This window comes from Curtobacterium sp. A7_M15 (assembly GCF_030705415.1).
Classification (GTDB): Bacteria; Actinomycetota; Actinomycetes; order Actinomycetales; family Microbacteriaceae; genus Curtobacterium.
In genome coordinates this window covers 1-13,373 of record NZ_JAUZED010000027.1, presented here as the reverse complement: position 1 = coordinate 13,373, position 13,373 = coordinate 1, and the positions used below count along the sequence as shown (strand labels likewise).

12 protein-coding genes are annotated in these 13,373 nt (G+C 72.7%); 10 read left to right on the top strand and 2 right to left on the bottom strand.

The window, feature by feature from the left end:
- Nucleotides 1–190: 190 nt before the first annotated feature.
- The 6 genes from Q7F20_RS07155 to Q7F20_RS07130 all read left to right on the top strand — a co-directional run bounded on the left by Q7F20_RS07155 (nt 191) and on the right by Q7F20_RS07130 (nt 5,717).
- Nucleotides 191–1,303 (top strand): adenosine deaminase, encoded by a 1,113-nt coding sequence (locus Q7F20_RS07155; RefSeq protein ID WP_305739424.1) that lies wholly within the window; start codon nt 191–193, stop codon nt 1,301–1,303.
- Nucleotides 1,304–1,306: 3 nt separating this feature from the next.
- Entirely contained in the window at nt 1,307–1,753 is a 447-nt protein-coding gene (locus Q7F20_RS07150) for a PTS sugar transporter subunit IIA (protein ID WP_305739423.1), read from the top strand.
- On the top strand, nt 1,750–2,028 hold the full coding sequence (locus Q7F20_RS07145; RefSeq protein ID WP_305739422.1) for a PTS sugar transporter subunit IIB: 279 nt from the start codon (nt 1,750–1,752) through the stop codon (nt 2,026–2,028). Before Q7F20_RS07150 ends, Q7F20_RS07145 begins: the two co-directional genes overlap by 4 nt.
- Before the next feature lie 30 nt (nt 2,029–2,058).
- On the top strand, nt 2,059–2,886 hold the full coding sequence (locus Q7F20_RS07140; RefSeq protein WP_305739421.1) for a purine-nucleoside phosphorylase: 828 nt from the start codon (nt 2,059–2,061) through the stop codon (nt 2,884–2,886).
- Nucleotides 2,883–4,547, top strand: coding sequence for a phospho-sugar mutase (locus Q7F20_RS07135; RefSeq protein ID WP_305739420.1), 1,665 nt, complete (start codon nt 2,883–2,885; stop codon nt 4,545–4,547). Before Q7F20_RS07140 ends, Q7F20_RS07135 begins: the two co-directional genes overlap by 4 nt.
- A gap of 210 nt (nt 4,548–4,757) precedes the next feature.
- A complete protein-coding gene (locus tag Q7F20_RS07130; protein ID WP_305739419.1) occupies nt 4,758–5,717 on the top strand; it encodes a hypothetical protein in 960 nt (319 codons plus the stop codon).
- Between the two features lie 129 nt (nt 5,718–5,846).
- On the opposite strand, the gene Q7F20_RS07125 is transcribed toward Q7F20_RS07130, so the two are convergent.
- Nucleotides 5,847–7,625 carry a biotin carboxylase N-terminal domain-containing protein gene (locus Q7F20_RS07125; RefSeq protein WP_305739418.1) on the bottom strand — a complete coding sequence of 593 codons (1,779 nt, stop codon included), beginning with the start codon at nt 7,623–7,625 and terminating at the stop codon, nt 5,847–5,849.
- Nucleotides 7,626–7,704: 79 nt separating this feature from the next.
- Nucleotides 7,705–8,496, bottom strand: coding sequence for a nucleoside triphosphate pyrophosphatase (locus tag Q7F20_RS07120; protein WP_305739417.1), 792 nt, complete (start codon nt 8,494–8,496; stop codon nt 7,705–7,707).
- Nucleotides 8,497–8,510: 14 nt separating this feature from the next.
- Here Q7F20_RS07120 and Q7F20_RS07115 point away from each other — a divergent pair, with 14 nt between their 5' ends.
- From Q7F20_RS07115 to Q7F20_RS07100, 4 genes are all read left to right on the top strand, one after another.
- Nucleotides 8,511–9,770, top strand: coding sequence for a class I SAM-dependent RNA methyltransferase (locus Q7F20_RS07115; protein WP_305739416.1), 1,260 nt, complete (start codon nt 8,511–8,513; stop codon nt 9,768–9,770).
- A gap of 80 nt (nt 9,771–9,850) precedes the next feature.
- Complete coding sequence (locus Q7F20_RS07110) at nt 9,851–10,615, top strand: response regulator (protein ID WP_370871632.1); 765 nt, start codon at nt 9,851–9,853, stop codon at nt 10,613–10,615.
- Nucleotides 10,616–10,620: 5 nt separating this feature from the next.
- Complete coding sequence (locus tag Q7F20_RS07105) at nt 10,621–11,943, top strand: sensor histidine kinase (protein WP_305739414.1); 1,323 nt, start codon at nt 10,621–10,623, stop codon at nt 11,941–11,943.
- Nucleotides 11,940–12,989 carry a hypothetical protein gene (locus tag Q7F20_RS07100; RefSeq protein ID WP_305739413.1) on the top strand — a complete coding sequence of 350 codons (1,050 nt, stop codon included), beginning with the start codon at nt 11,940–11,942 and terminating at the stop codon, nt 12,987–12,989. Before Q7F20_RS07105 ends, Q7F20_RS07100 begins: the two co-directional genes overlap by 4 nt.
- The last annotated feature ends 384 nt before the right edge of the window (nt 12,990–13,373 follow it).

Sequence of the window (13,373 nt, the reverse complement as noted above, 5' to 3'; positions counted from 1 at the left end):
CGTCTCGCGCCCCGCTGCGGGCGTTGCGCCCCGGTGAGTCCGGGCGCGATGCCCGGACCGGGGCGCGGGTGTCGGCCGGTCTGCGGACCGTGACGGTCTCTCGGCACCTGTGGTGAGCCTCCAGTGTGTCCGTCCGTCTGTTGTGCACAGGTGCCTGCGTCGGATCGGTGACCACCGATAGCCTGGACGCATGAGCGCCGACGCCACGACCTACCGCCTGCCCGACGCCGGAGCGGTCATCAACGACCTGCCGAAGGTCTCCCTGCACGACCACCTCGACGGCGGTCTGCGTCCGGCCACGATCGTCGAGCTCGCCGGCGCGGCGGGTGTCACCCTGCCGACCACCGACCCGGCCGAGCTCGGGCAGTGGTTCGCCGACCAGTCGAACTCGGGCTCGCTCGTCGAGTACCTCAAGACCTTCGACGTCACCACCTCGGTGATGCAGACCGCGCCGCAGCTGCACCGCATCGCCAAGGAGTTCGTCGAGGACCTCGTCGCCGACGGCGTCGTCTACGGCGAGGTCCGCTGGGCACCGGAGCAGCACCTGCAGGGCGGCCTCACCCTCGACCAGGCGGTCGAAGCCGTGCAGGCCGGCATCGAGGAAGCGGTCGACGCGGCCGGCGGCACCATCCGCGTCGGGCAGCTCGTCACCGCGATGCGCCACGCGGACCGCGCGCTCGAGATCGCCGAGCTCGCCGTGCGCCACCGTGACGCCGGGGTCGTCGGCTTCGACATCGCCGGTGCCGAAGCGGGCTTCCCGCCCTCGAACCACCGTGCGGCGTTCGACTACCTCGCGTCCGAGCTCTTCCCCGTGACCGTGCACGCGGGCGAGGCCGACGGGCTCGCCTCGATCCGCTCCGCGCTGGTCGACGGGCGGGCGTTGCGCCTCGGCCACGGCGTCCGCATCTTCGAGGACGTCACGCTGTCCGACGCCGGTGACGGCTCGACCCTCGCCTCCCTCGGCGAGATCGCCTCGTGGGTGCGCGACCGAGAGATCCCGCTCGAGGTCTCGCCGTCGTCGAACCTGCAGACCGGGGCGGTCGCCGCGTGGGGGGACGACCTCGCCGACCACCCCTTCGACGTGCTCTACCAGCTCGGCTTCCGGGTCACGGTGAACACCGACAACCGCCTGATGAGCGACACCTCGCTCTCGAAGGAACTCGCGTTGCTCGCGGGCACGTTCGGCTACGACCTCGACGACCTCGCGGCGTTCCAGATCAACGCTGCGCTCGGGTCGTTCCTGCCGCTCGAGGACCGCGAAGAGATCATCGCCACCATCACGGCCGGCCACCAGGAGGCCTGACGCATGCCACTGCCGCCGCTGCCGGACTCCGCCGTCGTGCTCGGGGCGACCGCGTCCTCGTGGCGCGACGCGCTCCGGCTCGCCGGCGGCGCGCTCGTGTCCTCGGGTGCGGCCACCGCCCCCTACACCGACGCCATGATCGGTCTGGTCGAGGAACACGGGCCGTACATCGTCATCTCACCGGGGCTGGCGTTCGCGCACGCCCGGCCGGGTCCCGCCGTGCTGCGTGACGGGCTGTCCGTCGTGACGCTCGGCGAACCGGTGTCGTTCGGGCACCCGCACAACGACCCGGTCCGCGTGGTGCTCGGGCTCGCGGTCGCGGGGGTCGGGACGCACCTCGAGTCGATCGGGGAGATCGCGAACCTCTTCAACGACGCCTCAATGACGGGCCGGATCGCCGACGCCAGCACCCCCGACGAGGTCCGAGCCATCATGGGGGTCACGGCGTGAAGATCGTCACCATCTGCGGTGCGGGCATCGGCGCGAGCGCGATCCTGAAGGTGAACGCCGAGAAGGCACTCGCGGCGCTCGGGCTGAGCGCGTCGGTCGTGGCGGCCGACGTCGCGTCCGTGCAGCGGGTGTCCGACGACGCGAACGTGATCCTCACGAGCGCGGAGTTCGTCGAGGCGATCGGGTCCACCTACGCCGAGGTCATCGTGATCCGGAACCACTTCGACCAGGCCGAGATCACCGCGGCCGTGGACCGGGCGCTCGGGGAACACTGACGCCGGTTCTCCGGCCTCTAGAGTTGGGGCATGAGCACGGAGAACCCGCTGAACGACCCCACCGCCGACCCGTTCGAGGTCGCGCGTGACGCCGCCGAGGTCATCGCCTCGAAGTCCGGCATCGAGCGCCACGACATCGCCCTGACCCTCGGGTCGGGGTGGGGGAAGGCCGCGGACCTCATCGGCGAGACCGTGTCCGAGATCCCCGCGTCCGAGGTCCCCGGCTTCAGCGCCTCGGCCGTCCCCGGACACTCCGGTACGGTCCGCTCGATCCGTCTCGCCGACGGTCGGCACGCGCTCGTCATCGGTGCCCGCACACACTACTACGAGGGCCACGGCGTCCGGCGGGTCGTGCACAGCGTCCGGACCGCGGCGGCGACCGGCGCCTCGGTCATGGTGCTGACGAACGGCGCCGGCGGCATCAAGGAGCACTGGACGCCCGGCACGCCCGTCCTCATCAGCGACCACATCAACCTCACCGCGGACAGCCCGCTCGAGGGTGCCACGTTCGTCGACCTCACCGACCTGTACTCGTCGCGCCTGCGTGCGGTCGCCCGCGGGGTGGACCCCTCCCTGGACGAGGGCGTCTACACCCAGTTCCGCGGCCCGCACTACGAGACCCCGGCCGAGGTGCAGATGGCGAAGACCATCGGCGGGCACATCGTCGGCATGTCCACCGCGCTCGAGGCCATCGCCGCCCGACAGGCCGGCATGGAGGTCCTCGGGTTCTCGCTCATCACGAACCTCGCGGCCGGCATCCAGAAGACGCCGCTGTCCCACGCCGAGGTGCTCGAGGCCGGACGCGATGCCGAGCCGGTCATCGCCGACCTGCTCGCCCGCGTGGTGGCGGCGCTGTGAAGTTCGACGTCGACGGGGTGCTCGCCGCTGCTCGCGCCTGGCGCGCGCAGGACCCCGACCCCGTGACCCGTTCCTCGCTCGATGCGGCGATCGAAGCGGCTGCGACGGGCGACGGTCCCGCCGTCCAGGACCTCGCCGCGCGGTTCGCCGGGCGCCTGGCGTTCGGGACCGCCGGTCTCCGCGCCGAACTCGGGTACGGCCCGCTCCGGATGAACCGGGTCGTGGTGTCCCAGGCCGCCGCCGGCCTCGCACGGTTCCTCATCGACACCGGTCGTCGGCGCAGCGTCGTCATCGGGTACGACGGCCGTGTGAACTCGGACGTCTTCGCCCGTGACTCCGCCGAGGTCATGCGTGGACTCGGACTCGAGGTCACCCTGCTGCCGTCGGCGCTCCCCACACCCGTGCTGGCGTTCGCCGTGCGGCACCTCGACGTCGGTGCCGGCGTGATGGTGACCGCGAGCCACAACCCGCCGCGGGACAACGGCTACAAGGTCTACCTCGGTGAGGACGACGAGGGGTCGCAGATCGTGCCGCCCGTCGACGCCGAGATCGCCGCGGCGATCGACACCGTGGCTGCCCGATCGATCGTCGACCTGCCCCGTGCCACGGACTACACGGTCGCCACCTCCGCGCTGGTGGACGCCTACGTGGCTGCCACCGCGGGGACGGTGCCGCGTCCCGCGCTCGCTCCGGACGCTCAGCCGAAGGTCGTCTACACAGCCATGCACGGCGTCGGGTGGGAGACCGCCCGCGCGGTGTTCCACGCCGCCGGGTTCGCCGTGCCGGAGACGGTGCCCGAACAGATCGAGCCTGACGGTGCGTTCCCGACGGTGTCCTTCCCGAACCCCGAGGAACCGGGGGCGATGGACCTGTCGATCGCCCGTGGCGTCGCGGTCGGCGCCGACCTCGTGATCGCGAACGACCCGGACGCCGATCGGCTGGCGCTCGCCGTGCCGGACGGTGACGGCTCCTTCCGCAGGCTCTCGGGCAACGAGGTCGGCTGGCTCCTGGGGTGGCGTGCTGCCGCGCGGGCCTCCGCCGACGGCGTGCCGGGGACGCTCGCGGCGTCGATCGTGTCCTCGCCCGCGCTCGCACGGGTCGCCGCGCGCCACGGGCTGGAGTACCGCGACACCCTGACCGGCTTCAAGTGGGTCTCGCGTGTCCCCGGGTTGCTCTTCGGCTACGAGGAGGCGCTCGGCTACCTGGTCGACCCCGAGGTCGTGCGCGACAAGGACGGCATCTCGGCGGCGCTGTCGCTGCTGTCGCTCGCCTCGGACCTGGCCGCTGCGGGCTCGTCGATCGCGGGGCAGCTCGACGCCTTCGCGGCGGAGTTCGGCGCGTTCGCATCCGGGCAGGTGGCGACCCGCGTGGACGACCTCTCGCGCATCGGTTCGATCATGGCGTCCCTGCGCTCGACTCCGCCGACGACGCTCGGCGGGCTGGCGGTGCTGTCCGTCACGGACTACGCAGGCGGTGTCGAGGGCTTCCCGCCGTCGGACATCCTGCGCTACGACCTGACGGGCGACGCTCGCGTGATCGTCCGCCCGAGCGGCACGGAGCCGAAGGTGAAGGTCTACATCGACACCGTCGCCGAGACCCCTGCCGAGGCGCAGTCGCTGGTCGACGCCCTCGCCGCCGACGTCCGTCCCCTGGTGTCGTAGGGCCCGAGGCCGCTGCGGCGGGGCGGCCGTTCCGCGCCCCGCTGCTTGTTCGTTCCGCGCCCCGCTGCTTGTTCGTTCCGCGCCCCGCCACGGTCGTCGCGCCCCGACTCTCCGGGGCGCGATGACCACAGCGGGGCGCGGTGCAGCTCGACCGTCCACAGATCCCGTCCGCGTCGCCATCGAGCGGACGAGCGGCGCGATCATCGGGCCATGGGATACGAACTCATCTCCACCGTCGGCCTCGCCCACGAGCCCGGACGCGCCTCGGCGATCCGCCGTGCCGCCGGCGCAGGGGAACTCGTCCGGATCCGCCGCGGCAATTCCGTCGAGTCGGGGGACTGGGCCTCGATGAGCGGTCGCGACCGGCATCGTCTGCTGGTGCGGAGCGTCTTCTCGAGCACGACGAGTCCGGGTCAGGTCGTGGTGTCACACCGCTCGGCGGTCGCCGTGCACGGGCTCCCGTGGATCGGGGAGTACGGCGAGCGCGTCACGGTGACCGATCCGACTCGCGACCGCGGCCAGGTCAAGCGCAGCATCCGCCGCATCGGCAGCGCCGGCCGACGACCGGTCACCACCGAGGTCGACGGCGTCCCGGTCACCACGGTGGCCGAGACAGCAGTCGACATCGCCCTCACCGAGCACCCGTGGCGTGCCATCGTCGTCCTCGATGCGGTCCTGCGGCGCGGGGTACCGCGAGCGGCGATCCTCGACGCGCTCGGTCGTCGCGACGCTCGGGGGCACCGACGTGCGCGTGAACTGGTCGAGCACGCGGATGCGCTCGCCGAGTCACCGGGGGAGAGCATCACGCGGTGGGGCGCCCACGTACTCGGCGCCCCCGACCCGACCCCGCAGCACGAGTTCCGGTACGACGGTCCGCTCTGCGACCGAGTCGACCTCTGGTTCGAGGACTGCGGCGTTATCGTCGAGTTCGACGGCCGCGTGAAGTACGCCGATCCCCGCGGAGGTCGCACGGCGCACGACGCGCTCGTCGACGAGAAGCGACGCGAGGACCGCCTCCGCCGGAGACGAGAGGTCAACGGTCTCGCACGGGTGATGTGGTCGGACGCGATGCCCGCGGGACAGCTTCCGCGGATCCTGCACGACGCCGGGGTGCCGCTCGGCCCGAACTGGGGCACCGCCTGGCGTCACGCCGCGAGCCGCGCCCTCTGACGGTCATCGCGCCCCGAAGAGTCGGGGCGCGATGACCACAGCGGGGCGCGAGCCTGCGGCACCGTGCGAGCGAAGCGAGCGAGCGCGCGCGAGCGGGCGCGCGCGCGAAGCGCCCGCGCGCCGCCCTACCTACGCGAGTTCGAGCAGCACGTGGCCGGACGAGATCGTCTGGCCGACGGGGGCGTTCAGCCCCGTGACGACGCCGTCACGCGGGGCAGCGACGGGCTGCTCCATCTTCATGGCCTCGAGCACGACGAGCAGGTCGCCCTTCACCACGGTGTCACCCTCGGCGACCGCGAGCTTCACCACGGTCGCCTGCATCGGGGACGTCACGGAGCCGGAGGACACCATGCCGCCGCGGACACCGGACGAGCGACGCTTCGGCGGAGCGGACGGGCCGGCCGGACGACGACCCGCAGCACCGGCAGCGCCGCCGCCGACGATCGAGGGCATGGTGACCTCGATGCGCTTGCCCTGTACCTCGACGACGACGCTCTCGCGGGCGGCCGGCGCGGGGAGCTCCTCGGGGGAGCCGCTCCACGCCGGGATGTCGTTCACGAAGTCCGTCTCGATCCACTGCGTGTAGACGGAGAAGGGCGTCTCGTCGTCCGTGGCGAACGCCGGGTCCGACACGACGGCGCGGTGGAACGGCAGCACGGTCGGCAGGCCGGTCACCTCGAACTCGGCCAGGGCTCGCCGGGACCGCTCGAGCGCCTCGGCCCGCGTGGCGCCGGTGACGACGAGCTTCGCGAGCATCGAGTCGAACGAACCGGAGACGACGTCGCCGGAGACGACACCCGAGTCGACGCGGACACCGGGCCCGGACGGCGCGTGGAACGCGTGCACGGGGCCGGGCGCGGGGAAGAAGTTGCGGCCGGCGTCCTCGCCGTTGATGCGGAACTCGAACGAGTGGCCGCGCGGCTCCGGGTCGTCGTAGTCGAGCACGCCGCCCTCGGCGATGCGGAACTGCTCGCGCACGAGGTCGATTCCCGTGACCTCTTCCGAGACGCAGTGCTCCACCTGCAGACGCGTGTTCACCTCGAGGAACGAGACGGTCCCGTCGGCACCGATGAGGAACTCGCACGTGCCGGCACCGACGTAGCCGACCTCGCGCAGGATCGCCTTCGACGACTCGTACAGGCGCTCCTTCTGGGAGTCCGTCAGGTACGGCGCCGGCGCCTCTTCCACGAGCTTCTGGTGGCGGCGCTGCAGCGAGCAGTCGCGCGTCGAGACGATGACGACGTTGCCGTGCTCGTCGGCGAGGCACTGGGTCTCGACGTGGCGCGGCTTGTCGAGGTACTTCTCGACGAAGCACTCGCCGCGACCGAAGGCCGCGATGGCTTCACGGGTCGCCGACTCGAACTGCGACGCGACCTCGTCGCGCGTCCGGGCGACCTTCAGGCCGCGCCCACCGCCACCGAAGGCCGCCTTGATGGCGACGGGCAGACCGACCTCGTCGGCGAACGCGATGACCTCGGCGGCATCCTTGACGGGCTCGATGGTGCCGGGGGCGAGCGGCGCCCCGACCTTCTCGGCGACGTGGCGCGCGGAGACCTTGTCGCCGAGCTGCTCGATCGACTCGGGTGACGGCCCGATCCAGGTCAGCCCGGCGTCGATGACGGCGCGCGCGAAGTCCGCGTTCTCGGCCAGGAAGCCGTAGCCCGGGTGCACGGCGTCGGCGCCGGATCGGCGGGCGACCGAGATGATCTTGTCGATGAGGAGGTAGGTGTCGGCGCTCGTGGTGCCGTTCAGCGCGTAGGCCTCGTCGGCGAGGCGGGCGTGGAGGGCGTCACGGTCCTGGTCGGCGTAGACCGCGACCGATGCCTTGCCTGCGTCGCGGGCCGCGCGGATGATGCGGACGGCGATCTCGCCGCGGTTCGCGATGAGGACCTTGCTGATACGGGGCATGGTAAGTCAGCGTATTCGTGCGGCAGGAGCGCGAATTGACTGGCACCCACAAAGAACCGGCGCGAAGAAGTGTGGATGTCTACAGTGCCCAGAGATCGTGCCACGCGATGCCGAACCCACGCAGCAGCATCGAGCGCAGGACCGGGAGCGAGAGCCCGACCACGGCGGACGGTGCGCCGTCGATCCGGGTGATGTACGCGGCGGCCCGACCGTCGATCGTGAACGCCCCGGCGACCTCGAGCGGTTCGCCGGTGGCCACGTAGGCGTCGATCTCCGCGGGCGACATGTCGTCGGCGAAGGTGAGCACGGCGCTGTCGACCGCCACCACGTGGTCGCCGTCGGCGACCATCGCGGACCCGCCGGGCGCGACGCCCGCGACGAAGGCAGCAGCGCCCAGCGGCCCACCGCCCGACGCGTCCACGGTCCGGACGGGAGGCACGGTGTCGGCCCGACCCGCGCCTCCAGGACCCGGGACGGGTGCGTCCAGGGCGCGGCGCCGGTCCACGACGCAGTGCCCGCTCCAGAGCGTGCCGCCGCCTGCGGCGAGCATCTGGCGCCACCGCTCCCGCGCGACCTCCGGGTCGTGCGGCTTGCCGTACAGGACGCCGTCGACCTCGAACGCCGAGTCCCCGCCGAAGACGAAGCCGTCGACCGTCTCGCCGGCGACCAGGCCGTCGGCGACCGCGTCCGCCTTGGCGACCGCGAGCATCGCCACGAGCTCGGGACCGGTCAGGTCCCGGCCGAGCGAGGCGGCGGCCGAGTCGACGGCGGCGTCCTCGTCGACCCCCGGCGCGACGAGCACCGGCTCGATCCCGGTCTGGGCGAGCAGGGCGCGGCGGGCGGGGGAGGTACTCGCGAGGTACAGACGCATGGGAACATCGAACCATGGGTGAATCCGTCGGAACGCTGCTCGACCTCGACGTCACCGGGATCGCCCACGGCGGCATCTCCGTGGCACGGCACGAGGGGCGGGTGGTGTTCGTGTCGGACGCGATCCCCGGCGAACGGGTGACCGCCCGCGTGACCGAGGACCGGAAGAAGTCGTTCTGGCGCGCCGACACCGTGTCGGTCCAGACGCCCAGCGAGCACCGCGTCGACCACGTCTGGCCCGGGGCCGCACTCGACCGGGACCCCGCGGTCCGTGCCGGTGGCGCCGAGTTCGGACACATCGCACTCGGCCACCAGCGCACGCTGAAGCACGACGTCCTCGTCGACTCGTTCGCCCGGTTCGCCCGCACGGACCTCGCCGACGTGCTCGGCCACGACGTCGTGGTCGAGGCGGCCCCCGGTGACGACGAGGCGAACGGCACCGGCTGGCGCACCCGCGTCCGCCTGCACGTCGACGAGGACGGCACGGCCGGCCCGTTCGCCGCCCGGTCGCACACCGTCGTGCCGGTGACGTCGCTCCCGCTCGCGAGCCGGGTCGTGCAGGACGGCGCTCCGCTCGGTCGCGGGGCGATGCCCGGAGCCTCCGTGCTCGACGTCCTCGCGCCGAGCGGCTCCGAGGGCGCTCGACTCGTGATCGACGAGCAGAAGCCGACCGTGGTGACCGAGGTCGTGGGCGAGCGCTCGTTCTCGGTGGACGACAACGGCTTCTGGCAGGTCCACCGGGCGGCTCCGGCCGTGCTGACCGCCGCCGTGCAGGACCTCGTCGACCGCGACCGCCTCGATCCCGACGGACAGCACCTCGACCTCTACGGCGGTGTCGGCCTGCTCGGGGCGGCGCTCGGTGACCTCGTCGGTCCACGCGCCAAGCTCACCAGCGTCGAGAGCTCGGAGCGGGCCACCGAGCACGCGCAGGAGAACCTGTCCGAGTGGATCGGCGCCCGCGCCGAGACCGGTCGCGTCGACCGCTGGCTGCAGCGCACCAACTCGACCCTGTCCGCCGGCGAGCGGCAGCGCCACCGCGCCGGCACGATCGTGCTCGACCCGCCGCGCTCGGGTGCCGGGCGCGAGGTCGTCATGCAGATCGCCGCCCTCCAGCCGGCCCAGGTCGTCTACGTGGCCTGCGACCCGGTCGCGTTGGCACGCGACGTCGCGACGTTCGCGGACCTCGGCTACCGCCTGGAGGCACTGCGGGCCTTCGACCTCTTCCCGCACACCCACCACCTCGAGGCCGTGGCGCGCCTGGTGCCCGTCGCCTGACCGTCGATCGCGGGTCGGCTGACGGGACACGATCGCGTCGCGCCGCTGCCTGAGTCCGACCTGGGTATCCTGGGTGCTTGATGGTGAACCGGTTTCAGGGGCCGGGGAGCGCATCGACCAGAGAGGCCACCGTGGCAACAGACACGACCACATCCGGAACGACCGGACTGGCGACCAAGCCGGTCCGTGTCGCGATCGTCGACGACCACGAGTCCGTGCGGCTCGGGATCCAGGCAGCCTGCCAGAACGAGGGGTTCGAGGTGGTGCTCACCGCCGCCAGCGTGCCCGAGTACATCGAGAACCTCGGTGGGCGTGAGGTCGACGTCGTCGTCCTCGACCTGTCCCTCGGTGACGGCTCGACCGTGACCGCGAACGTGAAGGGCGTGCAGGGCACCGGTTCCGCCGTGCTCGTGCACTCCATCGCCGACCGCGTCGCGAACGTCCGCGAGGCACTGGCCGCAGGGGCGGCCGGCGTCATCCCGAAGTCCTCGGCGACGAAGACCGTCATGGCCGCCGTCGCCACCGTCGCCCGCGGGGACGTGCTGAACAACCTCGAGTGGGCCAGCGCGATCGACGCCGACCGGGACTTCGCGAAGGCGCAGCTCGGACGCCGGGAGCGCGAGATCCTGCACCTCTACGCATCGGGTCTGCCGCTCAAGCTCGCCGCGCAGCCGCTCGGCATCGGGTACTCCACCGCCCGCGAGTACCTCGACCGCATCCGTGTGAAGTACGTCGAGGTCGGTCGACCGGCACCGACGAAGGTCGACCTCCTCCGCCGTGCGGTCGAGGACGGCATCCTGCCGGGGCTCGACTCGGGCATCGATCCCGACGGCGACGGCCGCTGAGCAGCATGGCGGCGGCGGACGCTGCACCCGGTGCCGGTGCCGGTGCCGGAGCCGGTGCTGGCGCCTTGTCGGGTGCCGGTTCGTCGGCGATGCGGAACGCAGCCGGACGGCTCGAACCGGCGCCGTTCGGGGCCGACCCCGCACGGAGCGTCCGCGCGTCCATCACCCAGGCGTCCGTCGAGCGCGCGTTCGCGATCCTCCTCGCCGTCGCCGCGCTCGGGTTCGGTGCGACGACCGTGCCCGCCGTGCTGTCGCAGCTGCCGTACCTCGATCCGGTGTGGGGACCCGTCGTCGCGTGCGCACTCGCGGCGTCGTTCCTCTTCGTCGCCGCGTCCGTCTTCGCGAGACGCCTCGCGCAGATCGCGCAGATCGTGTGCGCCCTGGTGTTCCTCGTCGCACTCGTCACCTGGCCGCTGACCGTGCAGGAGCCGATCCCGTCCGACCAGGCACCGTGGCCCTGGTGGCTCTGCACCGTCGGGTCGACCGCGGCCGCGATGGGGTTCGCCCCGTGGCGCGCCTCCGTCTACACCGCCCTCGTGCCGGCCGTCTACGTGGCCATCCGCTTCACCCCGCTGGGCGGCGACGCGGGCGTCGGAGCGCTGCTCAACGGCATCTACACGGCGATCCTCAGCGGGGCCGCCCTCATCATCGTGATCGTCCTCCGCCGTGCGGCGGCCGCCGTCGACGCCGCCCAGGCCACGGCCGTCCGGCGCTACTCTCATGCCATCCGGGAGCACGCCACCGAGGTCGAGCGGGTGCAGGTCGACGCGATCGTCCACGACAGCGTGCTCACGACACTCCTCTCCGCCGCGCGGGCCGACACCCACGACGCCGAGATGCTCGCCGCGCGCATGGCGCGGAACGCCATCGACCACCTCGAGGCAGCAGCTGCCGACGGTCCCGGGGACGCGCCCCCGGTCTCCCTCGTCGACCTGCGGAACCGGATCGCCGACGCCGTCGGTGCGCTCGCGGCACCGGTGCGGATCGACCGAGGACACGTCGGATCGATCCGGCTGCCGGCGATCGTCGCGGAAACCGTCGCCTCGGCGGCGGTCCAGGCAGCGGTCAACAGCGTGCAGCACGCCGGTCCGGCCGACGTCGACCGGTGGATCGTCGTCGAGCAGCGCGGCGCCGGCGTCCACGTCGAGGTCGGTGACCGCGGCGCCGGGTTCGACATCGCGGGGATCCCCGCCGAGCGGCTCGGCGTCCGTCGGTCGATCGTGGAGCGGGTCGTCGCGGCCGGTGGCACCGCCGAGATCGTCACCGCGCCGGGAGCGGGTACCCGTGTGCTCCTCGACTGGGCGCCGGCACCGGGGGAGCAGCTGTGAAGGCCTCGCTGCCCGCTGGCGTCGCGATCGGACTCGCCACGCTCTTCTCCGTCTACCACCTCGTCCTCGCGGCGACGACGCTCCCCGGCGCGACCCAGGTCGGGCCGGTCGTCGCGTGCATGGTCCTCTACGCTGCGGCGACCGGCGTCGCGGTGTTCGTGCCCGGTCGGCCGCTCCCGGTCTGGGCGACGTGCTTCGCGCTCGCGACGGCCGTGGTGCTCCCCGTCGTCGCCTCGCCCACGGTCGACCTGACCGCCGGCCCGGGGAACGGCACGTGGTGGATCGCGGCGGTCGGCACGCTGATGGTCGTCCTCGTCGTGCGCGCACGTGTCGCGTTCGCCTGGGTCGGGGTCGGGTTCCTCGCCGTGCACGCCGTCGCGTGGGCCGGACTCGGGGCGCTCGGGTCGCTCGGTGTGCTCGGCAGCGTGGTGTGGGTGGTGATCGCCACCGGCCTCACCGCCGCGATGAGTCGTGCCACCCGCGTCACCCGCGACTTCGTGCGCGCCGAGCAGGAGACCGCCGACTGGCAGGCGGCACAGGACGCCCACGTCTTCGAGCGACAGTTCCGGCTCAGCCAGACCACCCGGATGGCACTGCCGATGCTGCAGCGGATCATCGAGACCGGTGGAGACCTCGACGAGGCCGAGCGAGCCGAGTGCCTGCACCTCGAGCAGGCCATCCGCGACGAGATCCGCGGCCGCTCGCTGCTGTCGGACGACGTCCGCGACGAGGTCATGCGCCTCCGCCGTCGTGGCGCCACGGTGCAGCTGCACGACGACGGCGGACTCGACGACCTCGAGATCGACGACCTGCGCCGCGTGCACGCTCGCATCGCCGAGGCCCTGCACCAGGCGCGGGACGCCGACAACGTGATCATCCGCACGGTCCCCGAGGGGTCCGAGTCCGCCGTGACCGTCGTGGGGCTGCGGCTCGACCTGGCGGCGAGTGAGTCGGCGGCGCTCGGGGCTGGCCTGGACGACGAGGACGGGGACGAGGACGACTCGGTCGTCGTCTGGCTCGAGATCCCGCGGCACGAGAGCGTCTGAGCCCGCGCGGCGGCCTGCGGCGCCCGACCGGCTGCGGCGCGTGGCTGCGGCGCCCGACTGCGGTGCCCGACTGCGGCGCCCGACCGACCCGGAACGACATTCCCGACGTCGTACGACATCGAACTTGTCGTTCCGCCTCGACAATCGGCGACGCCCGGTCTGACGACGACGCCCGGTCCGGTCCGACGACGACCGCGCCCCGACCGGCAGCGGTGCCCGACCGGACGACGGCGCCCAGCCTGGCGACAGCACTCAGCGGACCCAGAACGACATCCTCGACGTCGTACGACATCGACCTTGTCGTTCCGCCTCGACCGACGGCGGCACCCGACGGCGGCGACCGGCGGCGGCGGCACCCGACGGCGGCACCCGACGGCGGCGACC